The organism is Paenirhodobacter huangdaonensis (genome assembly GCF_004022465.1).
Taxonomy (GTDB): Bacteria; Pseudomonadota; Alphaproteobacteria; order Rhodobacterales; family Rhodobacteraceae; genus Rhodobacter; species Rhodobacter huangdaonensis.
Genome location: NZ_SAVA01000014.1, coordinates 43,175 through 68,885, shown reverse-complemented (window position 1 = coordinate 68,885; position 25,711 = coordinate 43,175). Strand labels below are relative to the sequence as shown.

The following is a 25,711-nucleotide window of genomic DNA, read 5'->3' as shown; positions in this document are numbered from 1 at the left end:
TCACATCCCCATCGGCGAGCGCATCCGGGTGGTGGTGCCCGTCGCCTTCGGCGTGACGGCCGTGCCGGTGACGACCTGCTGCCCCTCGCTCAGCCCCGCGCGGATCTCGGCGGTGACCTTGTCGTTCAGCCCGACCTCGACCCTGGTCGGGGTGGCGGTGCCGGTCTTCGCATCCCAGACCTCGACATAGGTGCCCGCGTCGTCGCGTTTCACCGCCGAGGCGAGCACGGTCAGCACGTTCTCGGCCTTGTCGAGCAGGACCGAGACCTGCGTCGTCATGCCGATGCGCAGCTTGTGGTCGGGGTTCGCGACGTCGAGCAGGCCGTTGTAATAGATCGCCTCGTCGGTCGAGATCGTGTCGCTGCTCTCGATTTCCGAGGGCGCGGGTTCGATCGAGCTGACCTTGGCGGTGAAGGTGGTCTCCGGCTCGCCGAGGATGGTGAAGCGCACATCCTGACCGGGTTTCACATGCACCACGTCGGCTTCCGAGATCTCGGCCTTGACCTGCATGGTGTCGAGATCGGCGAGCTTGACGAGGGTCGGTGCGCTCTGGATGGCGTTGACGGTCTGGCCCTGCTCGACCGCCACGGCAACGACGGTGCCCGAGATCGGCGCGGTGATCCGGGTGCGGTCAAGCTCGATCTTGGCGGTGGTCACGGTGACCTCGGCGCGCGCCTTCTGCGCCTGCAGCGCGGCAAGGTTGGCGGTATAGACCTGCACCTCGGCGGTGGCACTCTCGATCGTCTCCTTCGAGGCCCAGTCCGATTTCCCAAGCGCCGTCTGCCGGCCGAGCGTCAGCTCGGCCTTGCGCAGGTTCGCCTGCATCGCGACGATCTGCGCCTCGATATTGGCAAGATCGGCCTCGGCCTGCAGCACGTCGTTTTGCTGGTCCTGGCTGTCGATCTGGGCGATCAGGTCGCCCGCCTTCACCGTATCGCCGAGGCTGACGGCGAGGGTCTCGATCTGGCCCGAGACACGCGCACCGACCGAGACGAGCTGCTTCGCCTCGATCTGGCCCGAGGCGAGCACGGTCTCGCTGACGGTGCCGCGGGTGACGGTGGCGACGGTCGCCGATGTGCCGTCATCGGCGGTCGAGCGCGCCCACCAGTACCACAGCCCTCCGCCGGCGAGCACCGCCACCAGAAGAAGGGTCAGAAGTCGCGCGCGTTTTTTCATGTCGGTCACTCTTGAGCTGGTGTGTTCCTGTCGTGCTGAGGGATGATACGGGCGCGGCAGCGTTTTCCGACGCGGCCGGGCGCGGATAGTCCCGCAATCGCGCCGCGGGAAAGATCCGGGCTCAGGCGTCCTTCGGGGCCTCGCCCCGGGTTTCGGCGGCAATCGCGGCGGCGGCCTGCGCGCCCGAGGCCGAGACCGGCGGCGGCAGGCTCACGCCGCGCTGGCGTTCGCGCGCAAGGGTCAAAAGCCCCGAGCCGACGATCAGCACCATCCCCGCCAGCATCGGCAGATCGACCCCGTCGCCGAAGATCAGATAGCCCAGAACGATCGCCCAGATCATCTGGCTGTATTGCGTCGGGCTGACCGCGGCGGCGGGCGCAAGCCGGGTCGCCGCCATCATCATCAGGTTGGCAAGCGCGGCGAGCAGGCCATAGCCCGCCAGCAGCGCCCATTGCGTCGCGTCGGGCCAGCGGAAGGCGGGCAACATCGCGGCAAAGCACAGCGTCACGCCGCCAAGCGTGCCCGAGCCGAACAGCGACAGCCGCGATTCCCCGCCGCCGACGATGCGGAAGGAAACGACCGAGATCGCCCCGCACAGCCCGGCGAGCGTGGCGCCGAGATGGCCGATGCCAAGCTCGCGAAAGCCCGGGCGCAGCACGATCAGCACGCCGATGAAGCCGAGCACCACCGCCCCCCAGCGCCGCGGCCCGACCCGCTCGCCGATGAAGACGACCGACATCACGGTGACGAAGGCGGGCATCAGGAAGATCAGCACGAAGGCCTCGGCCATCGACAGCTCGGTGAAGGCGGTGACCGAGCCCATCACGCCGACCGGATAGGCGAAGAAGCGCAGCCACCATTGGCCGCGCCGGCGGGTGGCGAAGATCGCCCGCCAGGGCTCGCCCGGCGCGCGCAGGGCGGGCAGCAGCAGCAGCGCGAAAACCGCGCCGAAGAAGGCCGATTCATAGGGCGGCAACTGCCCCTCGATCAGCTTCACGCAGGCGTCCGAGACGGCGTAGATCGCAAAGGCGCCAAAGCCGATCAGAACACCCGCGGTCACCGGGTCCATGCCCGCGGGCAGCCGCAGAGGATTGCGCAATCCGATCATCACCTTCTCCGTTTCCGGCCCCGTGACGGCCTGGCCCGAAGCCCCGCAAGGCTGCGCTGAAATGACGCGTATCTCTACCGCGGCGCGGGCGCGCGGTCCATGCCGAAGCGTGCCGGCCCGCCCTGCCCCGCGCAGAGCGAAACGCGCCCGGCGGCGATCTGCCACCGGGCGCGGTCTGCGGCGCCGAAAGGCGATCGGGCCGCCCTTCTGGGCGGCCCGACGAAGAGGTCTCAGGCGGCGGTCTGCGCCCCGGCCTTCCTGCGGCGACCGAAGAGCAGGTTGGTCAGCACGAAGAAGAGCGGCACGAAGAAGATCGCAAGCGCCGTCCCGGTGAGGGTGCCGAAGAAGGTGGCGTAGCCGATCGCCTCGCGCGCGCCGGCCCCGGCGCCGGTCGACAGGATCAGCGGCACCACACCGAGCGAGAAGGCCATCGAGGTCATCAGGATCGGACGGAACCGCAGCCGCGCCGCGGCAACCACCGCCTCGCGCGCGCTTTCGCCCATGTGCCGCATCCGGTCGCGGGCGAATTCGACGATCATGATGCCGTTCTTGCCGGTCAGACCGACCACGGTCAGCAGGCCGACCTGGAAGTAGACGCCGTTCGACTGCCCGCCGAGCGAGGCCCCGATCAGGGTGCCGAGGATGCCGACCGGCATCGCCAGGATCACCGCGATCGGGATCACCCAGCTTTCATAAAGCGCGGCAAGGCACAGGAACACCGCGGCAAGCGACAGCGCGTAAAGCAGCATCGCGCCATTGCCGGCCTCCTTCTCCTCGAGCGACAGGCCCGACCATTGCAGCGAGAAGCCGGGCGGCAGCTGGCTGGCCAGACGCTCCATCTCGGCCAGCGCCTCGCCCGAGGAGACGCCGGGCTTCGGCGAGCCCTGGATCTCCATCGCCGGCAGCGCGTCATAGCGCACCACCTGCTGCGGGCCATAGACCCATTCCTGCGTGGCGAAGGTGGAAAGCGAGACGAAATCGCCGTTTGCATTCGGCACCCGCCACAGGTCGAAGTCGGAAGGCGTCGCCCGCGCCCAGGGCTCGCCCTGCACGTAGACCCGCTTCACCCGGCCGTCATAGAGGAAGTCGTTGACATAGGTCGAGGACCAGACGGTGTTCAGGAACGAACCGACCTGTGCTGCCGTCAGCCCCACCGCGCCGGCCTTCGGCCAGTCGATGTTGAGCTTGAACTGCGCCGCGTCCTCGACGCCGTTCGGGCGCACCGCCATCAGCTTGTCGCTCTTGCCCGCCATGCCAAGCAGCATGTTGCGCGCGGCCAGAAGCTCGTCGTGGCTTTGCCCGGTGCGGGCCTGCAGGAAGGCGGTGAAGCCGTTCGAGTTGCCAAGTTCGAGCACCGGCGGCGGCACGATCGGGATCACCACCGCCTCGTTGATGCCGCCCATCAGCGGCCCGAAGGCACGCCCGGCGATCGCCTCGGCGCCGTTCTGCACGCCCTGACGCTCTTCCCAGTCCTTCAGCTTGACGAAGATCATCGCCATGTTCTGGCCCTGCCCCGCGAAGGAGAAGCCGACCACCGAGAACACCGAGGTGACATTGTCCTTCTCGGCGTTCAGATAATATTGCTCGACCTTCTCGACGACCTTCTTCGTCTGCTCGGCGGTGGTGCCCGAGGGCGCCTGGATGATCGTCATCAGCACGCCCTGATCCTCGTTCGGCAGGAACGAGGTCGGCGTGCGCATATAAAGCGCGCCCATCGCCGCCACCAGAACCGCATAGACGACGATGCCCTTCACCGGGTTGGCCACCACCCATTTCACCATGCCGCCATAGCCGCCGGTGATCCGGGTGAAACGGGTCTCGAACCCGGTCGAGAACCGCGCCGCGATCCCCGCCTTCGCCCCGGCATGCGGCTTGAGCATGGTGGCGCAGAGCGCGGGGGTGAACACGATCGCCACGATCACCGACAGCGTCATCGCCGAGACGATGGTGATCGAGAACTGCTTGTAGATCTCGCCCGTGGAGCCGCCGAAGAAGGCCATCGGCACGAACACCGCCGAGAGCACCATGGCGATGCCGACGAGCGCGCCGGTGATCTCGCCCATCGACTTCTTCGTCGCCTCCTTGGGCGAGAGATGTTCCTCGGCCATGATCCGCTCGACGTTCTCGACCACGACGATCGCGTCATCGACCAGAAGCCCGATCGCCAGCACCATCGCAAGCATGGTGAGCGTGTTGATCGAGAAGCCGAAGGCCGCCATCACCCCGAAGGTGCCGAGCAGAACCACCGGCACCGCGAGCGTCGGGATCAGCGTCGCCCGGAAGTTGTGCAGGAAAAGCAGCATCACCAGGAAGACGAGCACGATCGCCTCGAGCAGGGTATGCACCACTGCCTCGATCGAGAGGGTGACGAAGGGCGTCGTGTCATAGGGGATGACATAGCTCATCCCCGCCGGGAAATAGGGCGCGATCTCGTCCAGCCGCGACTTCACCAGCCCGGCCGTGTCGAGCGCATTCGCCCCCGAGGCCAGCTGGATCGCCATGCCGGCGGAGGGGGCGCCGTCGAAATAGGCCTGGATCTCGTAATTCTCGGCGCCCAGCTCGACCCGCGCCACATCGCGCAGCAGAACCATGCCGCCGTCGGTATCGGCGCGCAGCACGATGCGCTCGAAGTCCTGCGGCGTCTTCAGCAGCGATTGCGCGGTGATCGTGGCGTTCAGAAGCTGCCCCTTGGGCGCGGGCTGCGCGCCGAAGGCGCCGGCCGAGATCTGCGCGTTCTGCCCCTGCACGGCCGCGATCACCGTCGCCGGTGCCATGTCATAGGTCTTGAGCTTCTGCGGATCGAGCCAGATCCGCATCGCGTATTCCGAGCCGAAGACCTGCACCGAGCCGACCCCCGGCAGGCGCGAGAAGCTCTCGACCATCGTCGAGTTCATGTAATCGGCAAGCTCGACCTGGCTGCGCGACTTGTCGGGCGAGATCAGCGCGACGACCATCAGGAAGCCGGTGGTCGACTTCTTCACCGTCACCCCCTGCCGCGTCACCGATTCCGGCAGCGAGGCCTCGGCCTGGCTGAGCTTGTTTTGCACCTGCACCTGCGCGATGTCGGGATTGGTGCCGAGCTTGAACGACAGCGTGATCGTCGCACGCCCGGTCGAGGTGGTTTCCGACTTGATGTAGCGCAGCCCGTCGAGGCCGGTCATCTGCTTCTCGATCACCTGCACCACGGTGTCGGCCACGGTCTCGGCCGAGGCGCCGGGATATGTCGCCGAGATCACCACCGAGGGCGAGGCGATCGAGGGATATTGCGAGACCGGAAGATTGAAGATCGAGAGCGCGCCAAGCCCCATGATGACGATCGCGATCACCCAGGCAAAGATCGGGCGGTCGATGAAGAAACGCGCCATCTCAGTTGCCCTCGCCCTGAGCGCCGCCGCCCGTGGCTGCGCCCGCAGCCGCACCCTCGGCCGGAACGATCTCGACCGGGGCACCGACCGCGGTCTTCTGGAAGCCCGAGGTGATCACCTGATCGCCCTCGCGCACGCCGTCGGTGACGATCCAGTCCGAGCCCGAGGAAGTGGCGATATGCACCGGACGCTGCGCCACGGTGCCGTTGTCGACGACCCAGACGAAGGGGTTGCCGGTGCGGTCGCGCATCACCGTGTTCTGCGGCAGCGAGACCGCGCCGCGCGCCATCGACTGCGGCAGGTCGACCTCGACATACATGCCGGGCAGCAGCAGGTGGTCGGGGTTCTGGAAGGTCATGCGCAGGGTGATCATGCCGGTGGTCGGCTCGACGTTCGGCTCGGCGGCGGCGAGATGGCCGGTCTCGTGATAGATCGAGCCGTCGGCCAGGATCAGCCGCGCCGCGCCGGTCGCGCGCATCTCGCGGCCCTCGGCGGTCGAGGTCAGGCGCAGGATGTCGGTCGCCGACTGGGTGACGTCGACATAGACGGTGTCGAGCGCGCGGATCGTGGCAAGGGGCGTCGCCTGCTGCGCCGCGACGAGCGCGCCGGTGGTCGTCTGCGACAGGCCGATGACGCCGGCGATGGGCGCGCGGATGGTGGTGCGGTCAAGGTCGATCTCGGAGCTCATCAGCTGCGCCTGCGCAAGCTGCAGCGCCGCATCGGCGGCCTGCCGCGAGGCCACGGCGGCATCGCGCTTCTGTGCCGAGCCGGCGTTGTTGCCAAAGAGCTCGATCGCGCGCTTCTCCTCGGTCACGGCGAGATCGCGGTTCGCCTGCGCCTGCGCCACTGCGGCGCGCGCCGCGGCGACCGCGGCACGGTAGCTCTCGTCCTCGATCTTGTAGAGCGGCGCGTCCTTCGCGACCGAGGCGCCCTCGTCGAACAGCCGCTCGCGGATGATGCCCGAGACCTGCGGGCGCACCTCGGCCACGGTCGAGGCCTTGACCCGGCCAGGCAGACGCCCGGTCAGCGGAAAGTCACCGGTCTGCGCCGTGACAACGGTGACCCGCGAGGGGCCCTGTGCCTGCTGGGCGAAAAGCGGGGTGGCGGCGAGGGTCAGGGCCACGAGGGGCAGAACCCTGAAAGGTGTGGAGAATGACATGAGGCGGACCTTCGGAACTGGGGAGGAGGGACGGCTCAGCGGGTGCTGCCGGCGGCGGCGACGCTGAGGGTGATGAAGTCGGAGGCGCGCTGACGCTCGGCCGCGGCAAGGCCCTCCTGCGCCGTGAGATAGCTGCGCTCGGCGTCGAGGACGGACATGAAGCTGCCCTCGCCATAGCTGAAATTGGCGCGCGACAGATCGACCGCCTCGGCGCTGGTGCTCACCAGCCGGCTTTGCGCGGCAATCGCCCGGCCGTCACGGTTATAGGCGGCAAGCCCGCTCTCGATTTCCTCGATCGCGGTCAGCACCGCGGCTTCCCAGGCGAGCTTCGCCTGCACCGCGCGCGCCTCGGCCCCCTTCAGATTGGCCCGGTTCGCACCGCCGGTGAAGATCGGCAGGTCGATCTGCGGGCCGACGGCCCAGTAGCTGATCGAGCCGCCGTGGCGGATGTCGGTCGGCGTGATCGAGCCCGAGAGCGAGACGGAGGGGTAGAAGGCCGCCTTCGCCACCCCCACCTCAAAGGCCGCGGCGGCATAGGCGCGCTCGGCCATGCGCACGTCGGGACGCGCCGCGACCACCTGGGCGGGCACGCCGACGCTTGCCTTGAAGCGCGGCTTCGGTTGCGCCGCGCCGCGCTGCAGCCGCGGCCGCAGCGTCGCGCTGCGCTCGGCGGTCAGCGTCGCAAGCTGGGCCAGCGCCTGATCGAAGCCGGTCTCGAAGGCCGGCAGCTGCGCCTCGCCCTCGGCCACCAGCTGCTCGGCCTGGATCTGGTCGAGCCGCGAGGCATCGCCCGCCTCGACCTGGGCCTTGGTCAGCTCGAGGCTGCGCTTGCGGCTCGTGATCGAGCGCTTGGTCAGCGCGATGCTTTCCTGATGGTAGCGCAGCGCGACATAGGCCTGGGCGATGGCGCTTTCCATCATCAGCCGCGCGACATCGGCCGAGAGATAGGCCGCGTCGAGCCGCGCCGCCGCCGCCTTGCGGCTGTTGCGGTTCGCCCCGAAGATATCGAGCAGCCAGCTGACGCCGAGCCCCGCCGATGTCGTCCCGCGCGTGCCGGTGCCCTGCTGGTCCCCGCGCGTCGCGGCGGCCGAGCCCGAAACCTGCGGCAGATCGGCCGCCCCCGTGGCATCGGCGGCGGCACGGGCCTCCTCGATCGCGGCGAGGGCCTGCTGGACATCGAGGTTGCGCGCCTGCCCTGCGGCAACCAGCCGGTTCAGTTCGTCATCGCGAAAGGCGAGCCACCAGTTGCGGGCCTGCGCCTCGTCCCCGCGCGCCGGCGCCGCGCCGTCGAAGCGGTCCGCGACCGAGGCCTTGGGGGACTCATAGGCAACATCCGCACAGCCCGCGAGGGCCAGGCAGGACGCCGCGCCCCACAGGAAAGACCGGCGCGACGGCGCGCGCCCCGAAGGTTCAGACAGATTCACAGCCATATCTCATTCCTGCTGATGGGTGCGGCCGCGCAGTCCTGCGACCGCCCGCCCCCTTGTTCGCTCGACAGTGGCAGAGCTACATACATTCACGTATGGATGTAAATAACGAATTGCGGCATAAGGTGATCTTGACGCGCAGGCTGTGACACGTGAGGAACAGATGTGCGTTTCGTGAACGGCCATGCCCGTTCTGACGATGAAAATCTGCCCGGTTCACCCCATCGGTCGCAGGGGCACGCCACAGGCAGAACCGGAGGAGCACAGTGTGAGACGATGCAAGGCAGATGCCGAACAGACCCGGCTGAAGATTCTCGAGGCCGCGGAGGTGCTTTTTGCCGAGCAAGGGATCGCGCGCACCACGCTTGAACAGATCGCCCGGGCCGCGGGCGTCACCCGTGGCGCATTCTACTGGCATTTCAGGGACAAGACCGCGGTGCTGAGCGCGCTTTACGAACGCACCACCGCGCCGCAGCTCGCGCTGATCCGGGAAGCGTCGGAGCAGGCCGACCTGACCGATCCGCTTGCATTCCTCGAATGTTCCGGCACCCGCTTCCTGTCGGTCTTCGCCGCGGACAAGTCCCAGCAGCGGATGCACCGGATCATGTCGAACGCGGCGATGACCGAGGAAACGGCGGCCTGGCTGGCGGAGGCGAATGTCGAACTGTGGCGGGTGTTCCAGCGCCTTCTCGCCCGCGCCGGCGAGGCCGGCCAGCTGACCGACGAGCTGACCCCCGACGAGGTGGCGGTCTCGCTGATGGTGATGTTCAACGGGCTCCTGAACGAATGGCTGCGCTCCGACCGGGCCTTCCCGCTCGACACCCTCGGCGCAAAGCTGCTGCACCACCATATCGCCTCGCTGCGCCGCAACGGCAGCGCGGCCTAACCGGCCCGGTGCCACGCCGGCACGCCCCTCGCCGGGGGCGCGCCGGAAGGGCCGGCTCAGCGCCAGCCGAGGGCCGGCGCGACATGCTTCAGGATGCTCTCGATCACATGGGTGTTGTACGCGACACCGAGCGAGTTCGGCACCGTCAGCAGCAGCGTGTCCGCCTCGGCGATCGCCTCGTCCTGCCTCAGTTGCTCGACCAGCTTGTCGGGCTCGTCGGCATAAGAGCGGCCGAAGATCGAGCGCTGCCGCTCGATGAAGCCCACCTGGTCATCCTCGCTGCCGCCGTGGCCGAAATACATCCGGTCCTCGTCATTCGTCAGCGCGAAGATCGAGCGGCTGACCGAAACCCGCGGCTTGCGGGTATGGCCCGCAGCCTTCCAGGCCTCGCGATAGGCGCGGATCTGCTGTGCCTGCTGGACGTGGAACGGCTCGCCGGTCTCGTCATCCTTCAGCGTCGAGCTTTGCAGGTTCATCCCCAGCATCGCCGCCCATTCGGCCGTCTTGTTCGAGCCCGCCCCCCACCAGATCCGGTCGCGCAGCCCTTCCGAATAGGGTTCGAGCCGCAGCTTTCCGGGCGGGTTCGGGAACATCGGCCGCGGGTTCGGCTCGGCAAAGCCATGGCCCTCGATCATCTCGAGGAAGACCTGCGCGTGACGGCGGCCCATGTCGGCGTCGGTCTCGCCCTCCTCGGGCGCATAGCCGAAATAGCGCCAGCCCTCGATCACCTGCTCGGGGCTGCCGCGGCTGATGCCAAGCTGCAGCCGGCCGCCGCTGATCAGGTCGGCCGCCCCCGCCTCTTCCGCCATGTAGAGCGGGTTCTCATAGCGCATGTCGATGACGCCGGTGCCGATCTCGATCTTCGAGGTGCGGGCAGCGACGGCCGAGAGCAGCGGGAACGGGCTCGCGTGCTGGCGGGCGAAGTGGTGGACGCGGAAATAGGCGCCGTCGAGACCAAGCTCCTCGGCGGCGACGGCCAGGTCGATCGCCTGCAACAGCGCGTCGGAAGCGGTCCGGGTCGCCGAGCCACGCTGCGCCGACCAATGTCCGAAGGACAGGAAACCGATGTTTTTCATGTCATTGCTCCTCGGGCTGCAGCGGCCGGAGCTGAGGCTCCGGCGCCGGTCCCGTTCGCCACATAGCTAGCCATTGACACCGCGTCTCTGCAACCGGCCCCGTGTGTTTGCTCAAGCGCAGAGGCTGTGCGCCAGAGGCCCCACGGCCGGTTTCCCCATCAACGGGCATCTCGCGTTGCCAGCGCCGGATCAAACCCTTGCGGGCGGAACTTCATGCAGGACAGAGGACGGCGCGGCGCTTTTGGGCGATTGCTCCGGCCGGGGTGGCCCGATATTCTGGCCGTCAGCATTGGAGTTGCGCATGGACGATTTCGAGTTTTTTCTGATCATTTTCGGGATCGCCTATGGCGCGATGGTGGGCATCGGCCTGCCGGTGCTGCTGTTCCTCGTGCCGGCGCTGCGCGGCCGGGTGCGCCGGCTCGAGGAAGAGATCGCCGCGCTGAAAGCCGCCGCCCCCCGGGCCGATGCGCCGGCGCCGGCGCCTGTGCTCTGGCCGGACACCATCGCCGCGACGGAGGAGCCGGCGGCGGCGCCTGTCGCGCCCGGGCTCATCGCCGCCGAGGCGCCGGCGCCGGCGCCTGTGCTCTGGCCGGACACCATCGCCGCGACGGAGGAGCCGGCGGCGGCGCCTGTCGCGCCCGGGCTCATCGCCGCCGAGGCGCCGGCGCCGGAACGACCGCTGCCGCCGCCGCTGCCGCAATCCGTGGCGCCGCCGGCCGGGGCATCCGCCCCCGGGCCGGGCGCGCTTGCCCCTGTCGCCGCCTGGCTGCGCACGAACTGGACCCTCGCCATCGCCGCGCTGTCGCTGATCCTCGGCGGGCTCTTCATGGTGCAATATGGCGTCGAGAAGGGCCTTCTGACGCCGCCCTTGCGCGTGCTCGGCGCGCTCGCGCTCGGCCTTGGCCTGATCGGGGGCGGCGAGGCGATCCGGCGCCGCACCGGCGATGTGGTGACGCCTGCGACGCGCGCCCTGCCCTCGACGCTGTCGGGCGCGGGGGCGGTGGTGATGTTCATCGCGATGGCGGCAGCGCATGCGCTTTATGGCCTGATCGGGCCCGGCGTGGCACTGGCCGGGCTGGCGCTGATCTCGGCCGCCACCGTGCTGCTCGGCTGGTTCTACGGGCCGGTGCTGTCCGCGATCGGGCTGATCGGCGCCGGCGCCGCGCCCTTCCTGATCGGCGGCGGCCCGGATGGCGCACGTCTCTTCTACGGCTACTTCCCGCTCGTCGGCCTTGCCGGTCTGGCGATCGACAGTTTCCGCCGCTGGGGCTGGGTCTCGGCGCTCGCGCTTGCCGTCGCGAGTTTTGGCCTCGTGCTGCTCTGGGGCTCCGTTCCCTTCACCCCGGGCCTTGCCGGGGCGGCGCTGGTGCTGGCCTTTGCCGCGCTGACCTTCCCCGAGCGCCACCTGACGCCGCGCCACACCGGCGCGCCCGTCACCGGACTTTTCCGCGGCCCGAGGCCCGAGGTGCCGACGCTGATCGCCGCGGCGGGCGCCGCCATCGCCACCATCGCCGGGCTGATGATCGTCGCGGGCGCCACGAGCCCGGCCGAATCCGGCATCGGCTTTGCGCTGCTCGTCGTGCTGTTCGCGGCGGCCAGCCTGTGGCTCCACCGCGCCCCGGCGCTCGATGCGCTCGCCGCACTGCCGGCGCTTGGCTTCCTCCTTGCGCTGATCATCGAGCCGATGCGCGCGGGCCCGCTGTTCGAGGGGCTCTTCGCCGCGCTCAATGCGGCGCCGGGCGCCGAGATCCCGCTGCCGCCGACGCTCTGGGCGCTCGCCCTTGCCGGCGCAGCGCTTTCCGCCCTTGCCTTCGCGCGGCTGCGCTATGCGCGCGCCAGCGGCGAGGCCGACCCGATGTTCTGGGCCTTTGGGGCGGCGAAACTCGGCACCGCGACGATCTTCGCGCTCGAGTTCTTCTGGGCGCCGGGACTCTTCCTCGGGCCCGGCCCCTGGTCGCTCGTGGTGATCGCGATGGCGGCGCTGATGGTGCTGTTCGCCGAGCGCCGCGCCCGGATGGGCGGCGAGGCCCTGCCCCGCGATCTTGGCCTTTTCGCCGCGGCCGCGGTGCTGCTGATTGCGCTCGCCTTCTTCATCCTGCTCACCAAGGCGGCGCTGACGCTGGGCCTTGCGCTGCTTGTCGTGCTGGCCACGCTGACCGACCGCCGCTTCCGGCTGCCGCTGATGGGTTGGGTGGCGCAGCTTGGCGTGGCGGTGATCGGCTACCGGCTGCTTGCCGATCCGGGCTTCGACTGGAGCCTGTACGGGGCAAGCTGGCCCGCCTTCGGGCTCAGCCACCTCGGCCCGATCGCCGCCTTCGAGGCCGCCCGCCGCCTGGCCCGCCCCGAGCGCGCGGGGCTGCGCGCAGTGCTCGAGTCGGCGCTGATGACCACGGTCGCGCTTTTCGTCACGCTGACCATCGCGCGGCTGATCCCCGACCGGGACACCCACACGCATTGGTTCGCCGGGCTCAGCGCCGCGATCTGGTGCGGCGCGGCCTTCGGGCAGATCTGGCGGATGCCGACCAGCGGGCGGGCGGTCCGCTGGCTGCGCGGCGTCATTGCCGGGCTGAGCGGGCTTGCCGCGCTCGGCGCACTCGGGGCGCTGGCGGGCGATCTCGTCGACATGCTCGACTGGGGGGCCGATCTGGTGCTTGGCCCGCCGCTTCTCGACAGCCTCGCGCTCGCCTTCTGGCCGCTCGCCGCGACGCTTGCCGCGGGGGCGGTCTTCCTCGGCGCGCCCGGACGGCCCCGCGCCCGCCTGCTGCGCCCCGGCCTCGCCGCCGGTGCCGGCCTTGCCACCCTGATCTGGGGCTGGCTCGAGATCCGGCGGCTGTGGCGCGGGACGGACCTGTCGCTGCCCGGCCCCTCGGATGGCGAGCTTTACAGCTACACCATCGCGCTGCTCGCGGCCGCGCTCGCGCTGCTTGTCGCTGCCGTGCCGCGCCGCTCGCTGACGCTGCGCCGGATCGCGATGACGGGGGTGGCGCTGACCATCGCCAAGGTGTTCCTGATCGACATGGCTGGGCTGTCGGGGCTGACCCGCGTCGCCTCCTTCGTCGGGCTCGGCCTCGCCCTCACCGGCCTTGCCTGGCTCAACCGGCAGATCGACGCCCATTGGCGCGCGACCGGCGCCGAGCCCCCGCCGCCCCTGCCCGAAGACTGAGCCGCCGCGCGGCCGCCCCGGACGAGACCGGACCGGACATACCAGCCGCTAGACGCGGCTGGTATGCAATCCGACCAGCCGCGAGAGCAGAAGGACCGAGTAGAGCGTGCCGCCGATGGCCTCGAATGAGGCAAACGACTGGGCGTAAAACCCCACGGGCGTGATGTCGCCATAGCCGACGGTCGTCATCGTCACATAGCTGAAATACAGCATCTGCTGCCAGCCGACGGGGGCACCGGAACTCGCCACGAACGAGCCCGGCGCGCTCCATTCGACAAGGGACAGCAGCGCGGCAAAGCCGGAGCCGATCACCAGATAGAGCGAGGTCGCCGACAGGAGCACATCGGTCATCACGGTGCGCGCGCCGAATGTGTAGCGCGCCAGAACCACAATCATTCCGATGTGATACGCGATAGAGCTCAGAAAGACCGCGAGCGCCGTGCCCCCGGTCGGAGCGTAAGAATTCATCAGCCCCGCGACGAGGGTCACAAGGCCGATACCGGCCATCGCCGCCCGCATGCCCTTCGACGCGCTCAGCGCCCATGTCGCCACGACGAAGATCGAGGCGTAAAAGCCGTAGAACAGCGCAGGCCATGCCCCGCCCGCGGCCGAGAGCGGGTAGGTCAGGTTGTGGATCAGGATCGCGGCGAGCAATGCGCCACTCGCGAGAACCCGGTTTCGCGCGACGGGCAGCGACAGCATCTCAGGCCGCCTTCCGACGCGCGAGGCCGGCCATGAGCATCAGGATCGCCAGCACCCCGGCCCCGAGCCAGAGCCCGTTCAGATGCAGGCCGAGAGCGCCCCAGCTCCAGACGGCCAGCGCCGCCACCGCCAGCAGGTAGAGCCCGCGCAGCCGCTCGGCAGTGACCCGATGGAAGATCGTGCAGCCCAGCAGGAACAGCGACGGCCCGGCAAAGGCGATGAGCGCCGTTTCGGCATGCACCGGATCATGCGGATGCGCGACGATCATCTCGATCGCGACGGCGGTGACGATCGCGCCGCAGACCGCCACGCCATGGGCATAGGCCAGACCCGCGCGCGCAAGGCTGGTGTGATCCGTCTCGTGCTGAAAGCGGTGTTCGCCCGGCTCGGCAAGATCGACGAAATAGATCCACCACAGCGTGACGATCAGCAAGAAGCCGATCAGCGCGGCAAGGGCGGTGTCGGCATGGATCTCGTGGCCCGCAAGATAGCCGCCAAGCAGCAGGATCGACTCGCCGAGTGCGATGATGAAGATCAGCTGGTTGCGCTCGAACAGGTGCAGCCCCTTCAGCGTCCAGCTCGACATCGGCGTCGCGCCCTTACCGGGCAGCCAGTAGCCCAGATAGGGTGCGGCATAGTCGATCGCGACGGCAAGGATCCAGAGCCCGAGCCGCATGGGTTCGCTCAGCGCCCCGGCAATCCAGAAGACGCCCGAGATCGCGCTCCAGGCGCCAAGCTGGGCGTAGTTGCGCCCCATCACCTGACCGCGGAAGACGACGGCCATATAGCCCGCCCGGATCAGCGCCATCGCGACATAGGCCAGCACGAAAAGCCCCGCCCGCGCCCCGAAGGCCTGTGGCGCGGCGATGGCCATCACCAGCGCGCAGCCCATCAGCACGATCATCAGCACCCGCCCGCTCGGATGATCGGGATTGAGCCAGTTCGCCGCCCAGGCGGTATAGTTCCACGCCCACCAGACCGCGGCGAAAAGCGTCGCATATTCGAGCGCGCCGAGCGCGCTCGCGTGCTCGAGCAGGTAATGCGAAAGCTGGATGATGGTGAAGACATAGACCAGATCGAAGAACAGCTCCATCGTGGTGACACGGGGCGTTTCTTCGGGGCCGAGGTTGCGCAGGGCGCCCGGCGGGGCGAGACGTTGGAACAGGCTGGACATGAAACTTTCCTGAGGGAGATGCGGCATCATCCCCGAATTTTCCCGAAGATCAAAGAGCCCGAATCCGACCGCGGCCGGCGCTGGGCCCTGCGCTCATGCCCGGCCCCGCAGGGCGAGCCAGGCAAGCGCGGTGGGCACCGCGAAGACCAGCCCGAAGATCGGCAGCTCCTCGGCCAGCGCATAGCCCGCATGGGCGACGCCGACCCAGAGGTTGACCGCCGCGACCAGCGCCCAGAGCGCCGCGAAAACCGCAAAGGCCCGGCGCATCGGCCATCTGCGCAGATGCGCGATGCCATAGATCCCTGCCAGCAGGACCAGACCGCCGAGGAGCATCTGCGCCGTATGGCTCACAGGAACATGCCCCCCGAAACCTCGATCCGCTGGCCGGTCACCCATTTCGCCGCCTCCGAGCACAGGAAGGCCACGACCCCGCCGAGGTCATCGGGCCGGCCGGCCCGGCCAAGCGCCGTCTGCGCGGCGATGAAGGCGTTGATCCCGGCATTGTCGCGCACGGCGCCGCCGCCGAAATCGGTCTCGATCGCGCCGGGCGCCACGACATTCACCCGGATGCCGCGCGCGCCAAGCTCCTTCGCCTGATAGCGGGTCAGCACCTCGATCCCGCCCTTCACCGCGGCATAGGCGGCATAGCCCGGAAGCGAGAACCGGGTGAGCCCGCTCGAGACATTGACCACCCCGCCGCCGTCGCGCAGCAGCGGCAGCGCCCTTTGCGTGAGCAGGAAAGCCGGCTTCAGGTGGGTCGCCACCATCTGCTCGAACTGCGCCTCGGTGGTCTCGTCAAAGGCCGCGTGGATGCCGACGCCCGCGTTGTTCACCAGATAGTCGAGCCGGTCCGCGCCGAGGCCCCCGAGCACCCCGCCGAGCGTGGCGAAGAAACCGTCGTAGCTTGCGCTGTCGGTCACATCGAGCTGCAGCGCGGCGGCCTTTCGGCCCTTGGCCTTGATCTCGGCGACCACCGCCTCGGCCTTGTCGCGATTGCCCAGATAGGTCAGCACCACATCGGTGCCCGCCTGTGCAAGCGCAAGCGCCATGTCACGGCCAAGGCCCCGGCTTCCGCCCGTTACAAGTGCGATCGTCATCTCATCTCTCCTGCGGGTCGGGACGACCCGGTTCAGGACAGGGTAGACATTGGCCTGTTCTGGATAAACAGCCACATCTTGACATCATTCGCCAGAAATGCCGAACAATGCCCATGGATCGGATTCAGCAGATGCAAGTCTTCGTGCAGGTCGTCGAGAGCGGGAATTTCACCCGCGCGGCGGCGGCGCTCGGCCTGCCGCGCTCGACCGTCTCGGCCACGGTGCAGGCGCTCGAGGACCGGCTTGGCGTGCAGCTCCTGCAGCGCACGACCCGGGTGGTGCGACCGACGCAGGAAGGGCTGCACTTCGCCGAGACCGCCCGCGACCTCGTCGATGCGCTGGCACAGGCCGAAGGGCAGTTCCGCCATCGCCCGGGGCAGATTTCAGGACGGCTGCGTGTCGACATGCCAAGCCGGATGGCCCGGCGCATGGTGATCCCGCACCTGCACGAATTTCGCGCCCTCTATCCGGCGGTGACACTCGATATCAGCGCGACCGACCGGATGGTCGACCTCGTGTCCGAAGGCGTCGATGCCGTGGTGCGGATGGCCGACCTCGAAGACAGCGAGCTGATCTGCCGCAAGCTCGGCGATGTGCCGATCCTGACCTGCGCCGGGGCGGGCTATGTCGCCCGGCACGGGATTCCGGCCCGCCCCGAGGAGCTGTGCCGGCACGTGCTGGTCAATTACGCGCTGAGGATGCCGGCCGCCGCGGCCGAATGGGACGGGCAGGAGAACGGCCGGGCCATCTCGGTGCCGATGCAGAGCTATCTCTGCGTCGACAACGCCGAGAGCTATGTCGCCGGCGCGCTGCACGGGCATGGGCTGATTCAGGTGCCGGCGCGCGACGTGGCCGAGGATATCGCCGCCGGACGGCTGCTCGAGGTGCTGGCCGATTTCCGCCCCGCCCCGGTTCCGATCTCGGTCCTCTATGCCCGCAGACGCCACCTCGCACCGCGGCTGAAGGTCTTCATGGACTGGCTGGAAGAGCTGCTGCGCCGCGAGGGGTTCGTCGCCCCGCAGGCGCGAGGTGAGCGACACGGCTCCTGAAACGGGAGCTCTGCCGTTCCGCAGGTCCGCCCGCCAGTCGCCGGGGATGGTCTCCCACCTCCGCGCCAGGGCGAATCGAAAGCGGCTGTCGAAATCGACGCTGACGTTGGTCGCACGACACAAGACCGACACAGGGCTTTGGGAGCACATGCAGCAATCCCCCCGCAAGCGACTTGCGCGCGAGGGGATGACGGAACGACTTTTATAATGATTTCAAACTGGTGCCCGAGGCGAGACTCGAACTCGCACGCCTTGCGGCGGAGGATTTTGAATCCCCTGCGTCTACCATTCCGCCACTCGGGCCAGTTCCTGCCCATGTAGCGGGCGGCCGGGCGGCTGACAAGAGGCTTGCCGCACCGCCCGCCGCCGGCTCAGGGCTCGGCCACCGAGAAGGTGTCGCAATGCCCGATATTGCCACTCTCGTAGCCGGTCTCGAACCAGCGCTGGCGCTGTTCGGAGGTGCCATGGGTGAAGCTGTCGGGCATCGGCCGGCGCCCGGCGTTGCGCTGAAGCGTGTCGTCGCCGATCCGCGCGGCCGCATTCATCGCCTCGGCGATGTCGCCGCGCTCGATCGTGCCGAACTGCTCCTCGGCATGGAAGGCCCAGATCCCCGCCAGGCAATCGGCCTGCAGCTCGGTGCGCACGGACAGCGCATTGCTCTCCGCCGCGCCCGCCTTCGCGCGCAGCGCGTTCACCTTCGACAGCACGCCCAGCTCGTCCTGCACATGGTGGCCGATCTCATGCGCCACGACATAGGCGGCGGCGAAATCGCCCGAGGCGCCAAGCTCGCGCGACAGCGTGGTGAAGAAATCGGTGTCGAGGTAAACCTTCTTGTCGCTCGGGCAATAGAACGGCCCCGTCGCCCCCGAGGCCGTGCCGCAGGGCGATTGCGTCACCTGGCTGTAAAGCACCAGCGTCGCCGGGTGATAGGTGCGGCCGAGCTCGTCGGTGAAGATCTTCGCCCAGACCTCCTCGGTATCGGCGAGCGTCACCGAGACGAAATCCCCCATCTGCTGGTCTTCCTCGCTGAGCGTGCCCGAGGTCTGCACCGACGGCCCCTGCCCGCCCTGGTCGAGCAGCGGCGTCAGGTCGACGCCGAAATACCAGCCGACAAGGACGACCGCGAGCACACCGAGCCCGCCTGCCCCGCGCAGGCCCAGCGGGCTGCCCGACGCCCCGCGCCGATCCTCGATGTAGCGGCTGCCGCGCCGTCCCTGCCATTTCATTGCACACCTCCACTGGTCACAAGCGCGAGATTAACGGTTCCGCCTCCCCCCGCACAACGCAAAAGCTTGCGCCGCTGCTTGACCTTGCAGCGCAGAGCGGCGAGACATCAGGCGAAACCGGAGATGGGGCGCAGATGATCCGACGGCTTTACGACTGGACGATGAGCCTTGCCTGCCATCCGCGCGCGATCTGGGCCCTGGCGGTCGTGGCCTTCGTGGAAAGCTCGGTCTTCCCGATTCCGCCCGACGTGCTGATGATCCCGATGGTTCTGGCGGCGCGCGAGAAGGCCTGGAAGATCGCCTTCGTCGCAACCCTTGCCTCGGTGCTCGGCGGCTGCCTCGGCTATGCGATCGGCTACGGCTTCATGGATGCGATCGGCAAGCCGATCCTCGAATTCTACGGCAAGGCCGACAAGTTCGACGAGCTTGCCCTGCGCTTCAACGACTATGGCGGCTGGGCGGTGCTGGTCGCGGGCGTCACGCCCTTCCCCTACAAGGTGATCACCATCTTCTCGGGGGCGACGCAGCTGTCGCTGCCGCTCTTCCTCGCCGTCTCGGTGCTCGCCCGCGCGCTGCGCTTCTTCGTGGTGGCGGGGCTGCTGTGGCGCTTCGGCGCGCCGATCCGCGACTTCATCGAGCGCTGGCTCGGCCCGCTCTTCTCTGCCTTCGTGGTGCTGCTGATCGGCGGCTTCTATGCGTTGAGGTATCTGTGATGCTCGACCTTCTCACCCCCCGCCGCCTCGTCGGCCTTGCCGCGGCCGGCTCGGCCGCGGTGCTGGTCGGTGCGCTGATCTTCCAGGCGATCGGCTACGCGCCCTGCGAGCTCTGCATCGAGCAGCGCTGGCCGCATCTCTTCGCCGCCCTTCTCGGCGCGGCGATGCTGCTGTTCCGGCTGCCGATCGGGCTGTCGCTTCTCGGCGCGCTCGCCGCCCTCACCACCTCGGTGCTGGGCTTCTACCACTCGGGGGTCGAGCGCCACATCTTCGCCGGCCCCGATGCCTGCACCTCGAACCCGGTCGCGGGACTGTCGGCACAGGACCTGCTCGCGCAGATCCAGGCCGCGCCGCTGGTGCGCTGCGACGAGATCAGCTGGGAGATCTTCGGCATCACCATGGCGAACCTGAACGCGATCGGCTCGCTCGTCTTCGCCGGGATCTGGGTCTGGGCCTTTCTCAAAGCCCGCGCCACCGCCTGAGCCGCAGGGCGGCGCCACCGGGGGCCGGCCGATGGTTTTTTCTTGGCAAAAATACTCGAATCCGCCGGTCGCCGCCCGGCACGACGCTTCGAGATTGCACCCAAACCGTTGGATCGGCTATAAGACGGCCAACAAGATCTAGAAAAAGAAGACGCGCGTGACCGATACTCCCGAAACGCCGGAAACTCTCGACGAAGGCCCGAAGCGGCCTGTCTATGACGGCCCCACCGTCTCGATCGCCGAGGAGATGAAGACCGCCTATCTCGATTACGCGATGAGCGTGATCGTGTCCCGCGCGATCCCCGATCTGCGCGACGGTCTGAAGCCCGTGCACCGGCGCATCCTCTACGCGATGCACGAAACCGGGAACACCGCGGACAAGCCCTATCGCAAATCGGCCCGCCCGGTCGGCGACGTCATGGGTAAGTATCACCCGCATGGCGACGCGGCGATCTATGACGCGCTGGTGCGCATGGCGCAGGACTTCTCGATGTCGCTGCCGCTGCTCGACGGTCAGGGCAACTTCGGCTCGATGGACGGCGACAGCGCCGCGGCGATGCGCTACACCGAAGTGCGCATGGACAAGCCCTCGGCCTTCATGCTTGCCGACATCGAAAAGGACACCGTCGACTTCCAGGACAACTACGACGGCAAGGACAAGGAACCCACCGTCCTTCCGGCGCGCTTCCCGAACATGCTGGTGAACGGCGCGGGCGGCATCGCGGTCGGCATGGCGACCAACATCCCGCCGCACAACCTCGGCGAGGTGATCGACGCGACCCTCGCCCTGATCGACACGCCCGACATGTCGACCGAGGCGCTGATGCAGATCGTGCCCGGCCCCGACTTCCCGACCGGGGCGCAGATCATGGGCCGCGGCGGCATCCGCAAGGCCTATCTCGAGGGCCGCGGTTCGGTCATCATCCGCGCCAAGACCCGGATCGAGGAGATCCGCAAGGACCGCCACGCGATCATCGTCGACGACATCCCCTACCAGGTGAACAAGGCGGCGATGATCGAGAAGATGGCCGAGCTCGTGCGCGACAAGCGGCTCGAGGGGATCTCGAACATCGCCGATGAATCCGACCGGGTCGGCGTGCGCGTGGTGATCGAGCTGAAGCGCGACGCAACCCCCGACGTGGTGCTGAACCAGCTTTACCGCTTCACGCCGCTGCAGACCTCCTTCGGCTGCAACATGCTGGCGCTGAACGGCGGCAAGCCCGAACAGCTGACGCTGCGCGATTTCCTCACCCATTTCATCACCTTCCGCGAGGAAGTGGTGGCGCGCCGCACGGCCTGGGAGCTGCGCAAGGCACGCGAGCGCAGCCATATCCTGTGCGGTCTCGCCGTTGCCGTGTCGAACGTCGACGAGGTCGTCGCGACGATCCGCGCCTCGGTTGATGCCGCCGAAGCGCGTGAAAAGCTGATGACCCGGCGCTGGCCGGCGCATGAGATCGCCGGATATATCCGGCTGATCGACGATCCGCTGCACGAGATGAACGAGGACGGCACCTACAACCTCTCCGAGATTCAGGCCCGCGCCATTCTCGACCTGCGGCTGCAGCGCCTGACCCAGCTCGGCGTCAAGGAAGTCACCGACGAACTCGCCGATCTCGCCGCGAAAATCCGCGATTACCTCGAGATCCTCGGCTCGCGCGAACGGATCATGGCGATCATCTCGGCCGAGCTGCGCGAGGTGAAGGAGCAATTCGCCGTGCCGCGCCGCACCGAGATCATCGACTGGGCGGGCGACCTTGACGACGAGGATCTGATCGAGCGCGAGGACATGGTCGTCACCATCACCTCGGGCGGCTACATCAAGCGCACGCCGCTGGCCGAGTTCCGCGCGCAGCGCCGCGGCGGCAAGGGGCTCGCCTCGATGGCGACGAAGGAAGACGATGTCGTCACCACCCTCTTCGTCGCCAACACCCATACGCAGCTTCTGTTCTTCACCACCGACGGCATGGTCTACAGCCTGAAGTGCTGGCGCCTGCCGCTGGCGGGCCGCACCTCGAAGGGCAAGGCGATCGTCAACATCCTGCCGATCCCGCAGGGCGTCTCCGTCGCCTCGCTGATGCCGGTCGATGCGCCCGAGGAGGAATGGGGGAACTATCAGGTGTTCTTCGCCACCTCCGACGGCGACGTGCGCCGCAACGCGCTGAGCGACTTTGCCAAGGTGATGCGCAACGGCAAGCGGGCGATGGAACTGCCCGAGGGCGTGACGCTGGTCGATACCCGCATGTGCACCGAAGAGGATGACATCATGCTGGTGATGGCGGGCGGGCGGGCGATCCGCTTCCCCGTCCCCGAGGTGCGCGTGTTCAAGGGCCGTTCCTCCACCGGCGTGCGCGGCGTGCGCCTCGCCGGGGGCGACAAGGTCGTCTCGATGTCGGTGATCCGCCACTTCGAGGCCGAGCCCTGGGAACGCGCCGCCTTCATCCGCCGCTACCGCGCGGAACATGGCGCCGAGGACCAGACCGAGGATACCGAAGTCGAGACCGACGAGGACGAGTCCGTGGCCGAGGGCACGCTGTCCGAGGCGCGCTATGCCGAGATGCTCGCGGCACAGGACCTGATCCTGACCGTCACCGCCAAGGGGCTGGGCAAGATCTCGTCGAGCCACGATTACCCGGTGCGCGGCCGTGGCGGCCAGGGCGTCACCGCCTTCGACAAGCGCATGCCCGGTGGCGCGCTCGTCGCCTCCTTCCCGGTCGAGGACGAGGACCAGATCATGCTGGCCACCTCGACGGGCCAGTCGATCCGCTGCCCGGTGGCGGGGATCTCTTTCCGCTCGCGCTCGGCGGGCGGGGTGAAGGTGTTCAACACCGGAGCCGAAGAAGAAGTCGTCACGGTGGCGCGCGTCGCCGACCAGGGCGATGAAGACAGTGAAGCATGACCTTCCGTGAAGGAGGGCAGTTGATGAGGTGCATGATGCAGAAAAAACTTCTTCTCGCGCTTTGCGCGGCCGGGCTGCTGCCGCAGACCGGGATCGCCGAAGTGACCGGCGCCGAGGTCGGTTTCCACTACTCGACGCTGGCCGACGCCGATGCGCGTGACCTGAACAAGGCCACGCTCGGCGGTGCGCTCGAATATGGCATCGGGCCGCAGTTCTCGGTGCAGGGCGATCTCGCGCAGCGCTACTACGGGCTGACCAACTGGGACGGCACCACCTTCACCCTGCACGGCAGCTATCGTCCGACCGACACCATGGCCGCCGGCGCCTTCGTCGGCCATGACTGGCTCGACAATCAGGACGTGATCTATTACGGCCTCGAATTCGCCAACAAGGTCAATCAGATCTCCTATGAGGCGGCGTTCACCCACTTCGACAGCATGGGCAAGAACGCCAACGGTCTGACCCTGCGCGGCGGCTATGCGGTGAACCAGCAGCTCGACCTCGGCGGCCGGGTCGACATCGTCCATGGCGAGGGCGACAACAACTACCGCATCAGCGGCACCGCCGGCTACGAAATCACCCCCGGCATTCAGGCCACCGGCGAGCTCGGCTTCTACGACGGCGACGGCATGGCGGCCGAAAGCTTTGTCGGCGTCGGCGTGAAGGCCACCTTCGGCAACAACAATGGCGTGACCTTCGGCGGCCGCGGCATCCAGGACTTCCTGCCCGGGCTCTGAGCCCTTGCCCTTCGGCGCCCCTTCGGGGGCGTCCCCGGCGCCCTCCCCGTGAGGGCGCTTTCCTTTTTCCGCAACCCACCGTAAACGGACCCCATGAGCGAGACACTTCACATCATCGGCGGCGGCATGGCCGGATCGGAAGCCGCCTGGCAGGCCGCGCAGGCGGGCATCGCCGTCGTGCTGCACGAGATGCGGCCGAAGGTCGCCACCTTCGCGCATCAAAGTGGCGATTTCGCCGAAATGGTCTGTTCGAACTCGTTCCGCTCGGACGATGACGAGCGCAACGCCGTGGGCCTGCTGCATTGGGAAATGCGCGCCGCGGGCGGGCTGATCATGGGCACCGCCGACCGCCATTCGCTGCCCGCCGGCGGCGCCCTTGCCGTCGACCGCGAGGCGTTCTCGCAGGCGGTGACGGCGGCGCTGCGGTCGCACCCGCTGATCTCCTTCGCCGACGAGGAAATCACCGAACTGCCCACCTCGGGGCACTGGATCGTTGCCACCGGGCCGCTGACCTCGGGCGCGCTCGCGCAAAGCATCCGCACCGTGACCGGCGCCGAGAGCCTCGCCTTCTTCGACGCGATCGCGCCGATCGTCTATGCCGAGACGATCGAAATGGACATCGCCTGGCGGCAAAGCCGCTACGACAAGGGCGAGACCGAGGAAGAGCGCACCGCCTATATCAACTGCCCGATGACCAAGGCGGAGTACGAGGCCTTCATCGACGCGCTGCTGGCGGCCGAGAAGACCGAGTTCCACGAAGGCGAGACCGCGGGCTATTTCGACGGCTGCCTGCCGATCGAGGTGATGGCCGAGCGCGGCCGCGAGACGCTGCGCCACGGACCGATGAAGCCGGTGGGGCTCACCAATGCGCACAAGCCCGAGGAAAAGGCCTATGCCGTGGTGCAGCTGCGCCGCGACAATGCGCTTGGCACGCTCTACAATATCGTCGGCTTCCAGACGAAGATGAAGTATGGCGCGCAAACATCTGTTTTCAAGATGATTCCAGCCCTTCAGAACGCCAGCTTCGCGCGTCTTGGCGGGATCCATCGCAACACCTTCATCAACTCGCCGACGCTGCTCGATGACCAGATGCGGCTGAAACTGCGGCCGAACCTGCGCTTTGCCGGGCAGATCACCGGCGTCGAGGGCTATGTCGAAAGCGCGGCGATGGGGCTTTTGGCGGGCCGCATGGCCGCGGCCGAGATCAGGGGCGAGAGCCTGCCGCCGCCCGCGCCCGAGACCGCGATGGGCAGTCTGGTGAACCACATCACCGGCGGCGCCGAGGCGAAAAGCTTCCAGCCGATGAACGTGAACTTCGGCCTGTTCCCGCCGCTCGAGGAAGCCCGCGGCGGCCGCAAGGGCCGCAAGGACCGCTACAAGGGATATACAGACCGGGCGAAAGAGCTGTTCACGCAATGGCTTGCGGCGCAAAGCTGAGATGATCACCCGGTTCGCGCCTTCGCCGACCGGGCCGCTGCATCTGGGCCATGCCTATAGCGCGATCCTCGCCCATGACATGGCGCGCGCGGCGGGCGGGCGGTTCCTACTGCGGATCGAGGACATCGACCGGCAGCGTTCGAAACCCGAATGGGAAGCGCAGATCCAGGACGACCTGCGCTGGCTCGGGCTGAGCTGGGACGGGCCGGTGATGCGGCAGTCAGAGCGCCTGAAGATCTATCGAGACTGCCTTGAAAAGCTGTGGAATTCCGGATTCCTCTTCGCCTGCAGCTGCAGCCGCCGCGATATCGAGGCCGCCGCTTCGGCGCCGCAGGAAGGCGTGCCGCTTGGCCCCGACGGCATCATCTATCCCGGCACCTGCCGGCTGACGGGCGCACCGAAACCCGGCGAACCGCTGCCCGACGCGGCCCTGCGGCTGTATATGGATCGCGCTGCAACCGCCTGTTCCTTCACCGAAATCGGCGAGAAATACCGCGGCATCCATGCGATCACGCGCGAGCGGATGATCCGCGAGGTCGGCGATGTGGTGCTTTCGCGGCGCGACATGGGCACCTCCTACCATCTCTCGGTGGTGCTCGATGATGCGGCGCAGGGGGTGACGCTCGTGACCCGCGGCGAAGACCTGTTCGAGGCGACGGCGATCCATGTCACGCTTCAGAAACTACTTGAGCTTCCAACGCCAACCTATTGCCATCACAGGCTGATCCGGGATGAGGTCGGCAAGAGGCTGGCGAAGCGCGACGATGCAAGGGCGCTGGCGAAATATCGGGCCGAGGGCGCGACCCCGGCCGATATCCGCCGCATGGTCGGGCTGTAG

20 protein-coding genes and 1 tRNA gene are annotated in these 25,711 nt (G+C 68.1%); 9 read left to right on the top strand and 12 right to left on the bottom strand.

Annotation, left to right across the window (positions count from 1 at the left end; all coding sequences use genetic code 11):
- From EOW66_RS18085 to EOW66_RS18065, 5 genes are all read right to left on the bottom strand, one after another.
- A complete protein-coding gene (locus EOW66_RS18085; RefSeq protein ID WP_128157748.1) occupies positions 1–1,176 on the bottom strand; it encodes an efflux RND transporter periplasmic adaptor subunit in 1,176 nt (391 codons plus the stop codon).
- Between the two features lie 121 nt (positions 1,177–1,297).
- A complete protein-coding gene (locus EOW66_RS18080) occupies positions 1,298–2,284 on the bottom strand; it encodes a DMT family transporter (protein WP_206363736.1) in 987 nt (328 codons plus the stop codon).
- Positions 2,285–2,514: 230 nt separating this feature from the next.
- Positions 2,515–5,649: an efflux RND transporter permease subunit gene (locus EOW66_RS18075; RefSeq protein WP_128157736.1), complete on the bottom strand. Its 3,135-nt coding sequence runs from the start codon at positions 5,647–5,649 to the stop codon at positions 2,515–2,517.
- 1 nt (position 5,650) lies between these two features.
- On the bottom strand, positions 5,651–6,808 hold the full coding sequence (locus tag EOW66_RS18070; RefSeq protein ID WP_128157735.1) for an efflux RND transporter periplasmic adaptor subunit: 1,158 nt from the start codon (positions 6,806–6,808) through the stop codon (positions 5,651–5,653).
- A gap of 35 nt (positions 6,809–6,843) precedes the next feature.
- Positions 6,844–8,238, bottom strand: coding sequence for an efflux transporter outer membrane subunit (locus EOW66_RS18065; RefSeq protein ID WP_128157734.1), 1,395 nt, complete (start codon positions 8,236–8,238; stop codon positions 6,844–6,846).
- 265 nt (positions 8,239–8,503) lie between these two features.
- On the opposite strand from EOW66_RS18065, the gene EOW66_RS18060 reads away from it, so the two are divergent.
- The gene (locus tag EOW66_RS18060) at positions 8,504–9,121 is read left to right on the top strand and encodes a TetR family transcriptional regulator (RefSeq protein WP_164881181.1); all 618 of its coding nucleotides are present in this window, start codon (positions 8,504–8,506) and stop codon (positions 9,119–9,121) included.
- A 56-nt stretch (positions 9,122–9,177) separates the two neighbouring features.
- Here EOW66_RS18060 and EOW66_RS18055 read toward each other — a convergent pair whose 3' ends face one another.
- Entirely contained in the window at positions 9,178–10,197 is a 1,020-nt protein-coding gene (locus EOW66_RS18055; RefSeq protein WP_113900386.1) for an LLM class flavin-dependent oxidoreductase, read from the bottom strand.
- Positions 10,198–10,498: 301 nt separating this feature from the next.
- On the opposite strand from EOW66_RS18055, the gene EOW66_RS18050 reads away from it, so the two are divergent.
- Positions 10,499–13,360, top strand: a complete 2,862-nt coding sequence (locus tag EOW66_RS18050) for a DUF2339 domain-containing protein (protein ID WP_128157732.1) — start codon at positions 10,499–10,501, stop codon at positions 13,358–13,360.
- A 48-nt stretch (positions 13,361–13,408) separates the two neighbouring features.
- Here EOW66_RS18050 and EOW66_RS18045 read toward each other — a convergent pair whose 3' ends face one another.
- The 4 genes from EOW66_RS18045 to EOW66_RS18030 form a co-directional block, all read right to left on the bottom strand.
- Complete coding sequence (locus tag EOW66_RS18045) at positions 13,409–14,062, bottom strand: potassium channel family protein (protein WP_128157731.1); 654 nt, start codon at positions 14,060–14,062, stop codon at positions 13,409–13,411.
- A 1-nt stretch (position 14,063) separates the two neighbouring features.
- Entirely contained in the window at positions 14,064–15,236 is a 1,173-nt protein-coding gene (locus EOW66_RS18040) for a low temperature requirement protein A (protein WP_128157730.1), read from the bottom strand.
- 93 nt (positions 15,237–15,329) lie between these two features.
- Positions 15,330–15,587 (bottom strand): hypothetical protein, encoded by a 258-nt coding sequence (locus tag EOW66_RS18035; RefSeq protein WP_206363735.1) that lies wholly within the window; start codon positions 15,585–15,587, stop codon positions 15,330–15,332.
- Entirely contained in the window at positions 15,584–16,333 is a 750-nt protein-coding gene (locus tag EOW66_RS18030) for an SDR family NAD(P)-dependent oxidoreductase (RefSeq protein ID WP_128157729.1), read from the bottom strand. Before EOW66_RS18030 ends, EOW66_RS18035 begins: the two co-directional genes overlap by 4 nt.
- 131 nt (positions 16,334–16,464) lie before the next feature.
- Here EOW66_RS18030 and EOW66_RS18025 point away from each other — a divergent pair, with 131 nt between their 5' ends.
- Positions 16,465–17,382 carry a LysR family transcriptional regulator gene (locus tag EOW66_RS18025; RefSeq protein WP_239017626.1) on the top strand — a complete coding sequence of 306 codons (918 nt, stop codon included), beginning with the start codon at positions 16,465–16,467 and terminating at the stop codon, positions 17,380–17,382.
- Positions 17,383–17,601: 219 nt separating this feature from the next.
- On the opposite strand, the gene EOW66_RS18020 is transcribed toward EOW66_RS18025, so the two are convergent.
- Both EOW66_RS18020 and ypfJ read right to left on the bottom strand, forming a co-directional pair.
- A tRNA-Leu gene (locus EOW66_RS18020) sits at positions 17,602–17,685 on the bottom strand.
- Between the two features lie 68 nt (positions 17,686–17,753).
- A complete protein-coding gene (gene ypfJ / locus EOW66_RS18015; protein ID WP_128157727.1) occupies positions 17,754–18,608 on the bottom strand; it encodes a KPN_02809 family neutral zinc metallopeptidase in 855 nt (284 codons plus the stop codon).
- 134 nt (positions 18,609–18,742) lie between these two features.
- On the opposite strand from ypfJ, the gene EOW66_RS18010 reads away from it, so the two are divergent.
- From EOW66_RS18010 to gluQRS, 6 genes are all read left to right on the top strand, one after another.
- Positions 18,743–19,321, top strand: a complete 579-nt coding sequence (locus tag EOW66_RS18010) for a YqaA family protein (protein ID WP_128157726.1) — start codon at positions 18,743–18,745, stop codon at positions 19,319–19,321.
- On the top strand, positions 19,321–19,803 hold the full coding sequence (locus EOW66_RS18005) for a disulfide bond formation protein B (RefSeq protein WP_128157725.1): 483 nt from the start codon (positions 19,321–19,323) through the stop codon (positions 19,801–19,803). The genes EOW66_RS18010 and EOW66_RS18005 overlap by 1 nt, the downstream gene beginning before the upstream one ends.
- Before the next feature lie 157 nt (positions 19,804–19,960).
- Positions 19,961–22,699, top strand: a complete 2,739-nt coding sequence (gene gyrA / locus EOW66_RS18000) for a DNA gyrase subunit A (RefSeq protein WP_128157724.1) — start codon at positions 19,961–19,963, stop codon at positions 22,697–22,699.
- A 35-nt stretch (positions 22,700–22,734) separates the two neighbouring features.
- On the top strand, positions 22,735–23,436 hold the full coding sequence (locus EOW66_RS17995) for a hypothetical protein (RefSeq protein ID WP_128157723.1): 702 nt from the start codon (positions 22,735–22,737) through the stop codon (positions 23,434–23,436).
- Positions 23,437–23,529: 93 nt separating this feature from the next.
- Positions 23,530–24,873 carry a methylenetetrahydrofolate--tRNA-(uracil(54)-C(5))-methyltransferase (FADH(2)-oxidizing) TrmFO gene (gene trmFO / locus EOW66_RS17990; RefSeq protein WP_128157722.1) on the top strand — a complete coding sequence of 448 codons (1,344 nt, stop codon included), beginning with the start codon at positions 23,530–23,532 and terminating at the stop codon, positions 24,871–24,873.
- A gap of 1 nt (position 24,874) precedes the next feature.
- Positions 24,875–25,711: a tRNA glutamyl-Q(34) synthetase GluQRS gene (gene gluQRS / locus EOW66_RS17985; RefSeq protein WP_128157721.1), complete on the top strand. Its 837-nt coding sequence runs from the start codon at positions 24,875–24,877 to the stop codon at positions 25,709–25,711.

Bases quoted from the DNA above. Each gene is read 5' to 3' on its own strand.
- EOW66_RS18085 (WP_128157748.1), bottom strand. From the start codon at position 1,176: ATGAAAAAACGCGCGCGACTTCTGACCCTTCTTCTGGTGGCGGTGCTC.
- EOW66_RS18080 (WP_206363736.1), bottom strand. From the start codon at position 2,284: ATGATCGGATTGCGCAATCCTCTGCGGCTGCCCGCGGGCATGGACCCG.
- EOW66_RS18075 (WP_128157736.1), bottom strand. From the start codon at position 5,649: ATGGCGCGTTTCTTCATCGACCGCCCGATCTTTGCCTGGGTGATCGCG.
- EOW66_RS18070 (WP_128157735.1), bottom strand. From the start codon at position 6,808: ATGTCATTCTCCACACCTTTCAGGGTTCTGCCCCTCGTGGCCCTGACC.
- EOW66_RS18065 (WP_128157734.1), bottom strand. From the start codon at position 8,238: ATGGCTGTGAATCTGTCTGAACCTTCGGGGCGCGCGCCGTCGCGCCGG.
- EOW66_RS18055 (WP_113900386.1), bottom strand. From the start codon at position 10,197: ATGAAAAACATCGGTTTCCTGTCCTTCGGACATTGGTCGGCGCAGCGT.
- EOW66_RS18050 (WP_128157732.1), top strand. From the start codon at position 10,499: ATGGACGATTTCGAGTTTTTTCTGATCATTTTCGGGATCGCCTATGGC.
- EOW66_RS18045 (WP_128157731.1), bottom strand. From the start codon at position 14,062: ATGCTGTCGCTGCCCGTCGCGCGAAACCGGGTTCTCGCGAGTGGCGCA.
- EOW66_RS18040 (WP_128157730.1), bottom strand. From the start codon at position 15,236: ATGTCCAGCCTGTTCCAACGTCTCGCCCCGCCGGGCGCCCTGCGCAAC.
- EOW66_RS18030 (WP_128157729.1), bottom strand. From the start codon at position 16,333: ATGACGATCGCACTTGTAACGGGCGGAAGCCGGGGCCTTGGCCGTGAC.
- EOW66_RS18025 (WP_239017626.1), top strand. From the start codon at position 16,465: ATGCAAGTCTTCGTGCAGGTCGTCGAGAGCGGGAATTTCACCCGCGCG.
- ypfJ (WP_128157727.1), bottom strand. From the start codon at position 18,608: ATGAAATGGCAGGGACGGCGCGGCAGCCGCTACATCGAGGATCGGCGC.
- EOW66_RS18010 (WP_128157726.1), top strand. From the start codon at position 18,743: ATGATCCGACGGCTTTACGACTGGACGATGAGCCTTGCCTGCCATCCG.
- EOW66_RS18005 (WP_128157725.1), top strand. From the start codon at position 19,321: ATGCTCGACCTTCTCACCCCCCGCCGCCTCGTCGGCCTTGCCGCGGCC.
- EOW66_RS17995 (WP_128157723.1), top strand. From the start codon at position 22,735: ATGCAGAAAAAACTTCTTCTCGCGCTTTGCGCGGCCGGGCTGCTGCCG.
- trmFO (WP_128157722.1), top strand. From the start codon at position 23,530: ATGAGCGAGACACTTCACATCATCGGCGGCGGCATGGCCGGATCGGAA.
- gluQRS (WP_128157721.1), top strand. From the start codon at position 24,875: ATGATCACCCGGTTCGCGCCTTCGCCGACCGGGCCGCTGCATCTGGGC.